The following is a 2,267-nucleotide window of genomic DNA, read 5'->3' on the forward strand; positions in this document are numbered from 1 at the left end:
TCATTTCCGGCGTTGTCGCGATCACCATCGTGCTCCACGGTGCCCGGCGCGCCGTCGTCGAACCAGTCCTGGGTGCCCGAGGGCCTCGGGCACGGTGTGCATCCGCGCGCCGAGGCTCAGCACGTTCGCATCGTTGTGCTGGCGGCCCAGCGTGGCGGTCTGCTCGCTCCAGGCCAGGGCCGCACGCACCCCCGCCACCTTGTTCGCCGCGATCGCCTCGCCGTTGCCGGAGCCGCCGATCACGATGCCAAGGCTGTCCGGCTCCGCCGCGGTCGCCGCCGCGGCGGCGAGAACGAAGGGCGGGTAGTCGTCGTCGGGGTCGTACTCGACCGGGCCGTGGTCGACGGGGGCATGCCCGAGTTCCACCAGACGCTCGGCGAGCGCCTGCTTCAGGTGGAAGCCAGCGTGGTCAGAACCTAGATGGACGCGCATGATGCGCATCATGCCTGATCACGTGAAGATCGGCTCGACGTCCCGGGAGCGCTTGAGCTCATAGAAGCCCGGCGTGCCGGCGACCAGCAGAACTCCGTCCCACAGCCGGCCGGCGGCCTCGCCCTTGGGTGCCGGCGTGATCACGGGTCCGAAGAACGCGTTGTCCCCGACGGCGATCACCGGCGTGCCCACGTCCATGCCGACCCGGCCGATGCCGTCGTCGTGGCTGGCCCGCAGCGCCTCGTCCCACTCCGTGGAGGTCGCCGCGGCGGCCAGGTCCGCGTCGGCGCCCGCCTCGGCCAGCGCGGCGGCGAAGGTCTCGGGGCCCCACTCGGCCTTCTCCACGTGCCGGCGGCGGCCAAGCGCGGTGTACAGCGGGCCGAGCACCTCCGCTCCGTGCCGCTCGGCGGCGGCGATGCAGATCCGCACCGGGCCCCAGGCCTGGGCCATCGCCTCCCGGTACGCCTCCGGCACCTCACGGCCGGAGTTGAGCACCGCCAGGCTCATCACGTGCCAGCGGACCTCGATCGGGCGGACCTGCGCGACCTCCAGCAACCAGCGCGACGTCAGCCACGCCCACGGGCAGGACGGATCGAACCAGAGATCGGCGGCGGCCACGCCGGGGCCGCCGGCGGCCCCGGTGGTCGGTGCGGCGCTCGGGCTTTCGACGCTCATATCTTCGGCACTCCTCAGTCGACTGGCTGGCTGCCCCCGACCCGGTCAACCACATCGGCGGCCGGACGCTTCCCTGTCGCGGACAGATAGCTCGCGACCCGGTTGACGACGGCGACGAACGGAACGGCGGCGATCGCGCCGGGAATGCCGGCCAGCACCCCGCCGGCCGACAGGGAGATCACGATCGCGAGCGGGTGCAGCTGCACCGCCCGGCGCATGACCAGCGGTTGCAGCAGGTGCCCCTCGATCTGCTGCACGGCCAGCACCACACCCAGGATGATCAACGCGTCGGTGACCCCGCCCGACACGAGCGTCACGAGCACTGCGGCGATGCCGGCGACGGTCGCGCCGACGATCGGGATGAACCCGCCGAAGAACGTCAGCAGCGCCAGCGGCGCCACCAGCGGTACGCCGACGCCGACGAGCCCCATCGCGATGCCGATGGCGTCGACGGCGGCGACGAAGACCGTTCCCCGGATGTAGCCGGTGATCGTGAGCCACGCCTCCCGACCGGCGCCGCGCACCCGCTCCTCCGCCCCTTCGGGGAAGCGGGTGACGATCCAGGTCCAGATCCGCTCGCCGTCGTAGAGGAAGAAGAAGGTCGAGAACAGCGCGACGAGCAGCCCGGTGATCGCCTCTGCGGCCACCGACGCGCCGGAGATCACCCCGGAGACCAGCCGGCCGCGGTTGTTCGCCAGGTTGCGGCGGATGTCGTCGACCAGATCGTTGATCTGGTTGTCCGAGAGGTGGAACGGGCCGTTGGTCAGGTAGCCCCGGATCTGCTCGACGCCCTCGCTGACCTGGTCGCTGACGGTGGGGATCTCGTTGGCGGCGTTGAACCCGACGGCGACGGCCGCACCCGCCAGCACCGCGAAGAACACGAACAGCGCGGCGAACGCGGCGCCCAGGCGCGGCATGCCGAGCCGTTGGAACCGGTGCGCCAGCGGGTGGATCAGGGCGGCGATGAGCAGGCCGGCGATGATCGGGATGACGACCAGCCGCACCCGGCCGACCGCCATCAGCAGGATGTAGATCGCCGCCCCGGTGACGATCAGACGCCAGGACCAGCCGGCCGAGACCCGCAGGGACACCGGGATGTGCTCGTCGGCCCGCAGCGCGGGCGAGAGCCGCGGACCGGCCGCGGGCGCCCGGGCGGGTTC

At 72.1% G+C, this 2,267-nt stretch carries 3 protein-coding genes; all 3 read right to left on the minus strand.

All coding sequences use genetic code 11. The annotated features are described in order from the left end of the window. Nucleotides 1–21: 21 nt before the first annotated feature. Complete coding sequence (locus MXD58_RS29590) at nt 22–432, minus strand: RpiB/LacA/LacB family sugar-phosphate isomerase (RefSeq protein WP_250611434.1); 411 nt, start codon at nt 430–432, stop codon at nt 22–24. Nucleotides 433–450: 18 nt separating this feature from the next. Next, nucleotides 451–1,107, minus strand: coding sequence for a DsbA family protein (locus MXD58_RS29595; protein ID WP_248838920.1), 657 nt, complete (start codon nt 1,105–1,107; stop codon nt 451–453). 14 nt (nt 1,108–1,121) lie between these two features. Continuing rightward, the coding region (locus MXD58_RS29600; RefSeq protein WP_250611436.1) for an AI-2E family transporter at nt 1,122–2,267 on the minus strand (1,146 nt) is incomplete at its 5' end.

The sequence above is a fragment of the Frankia sp. AgKG'84/4 genome, from assembly GCF_023242965.2.
In the GTDB taxonomy this organism is placed as follows: Bacteria; Actinomycetota; Actinomycetes; order Frankiales; family Frankiaceae; genus Frankia.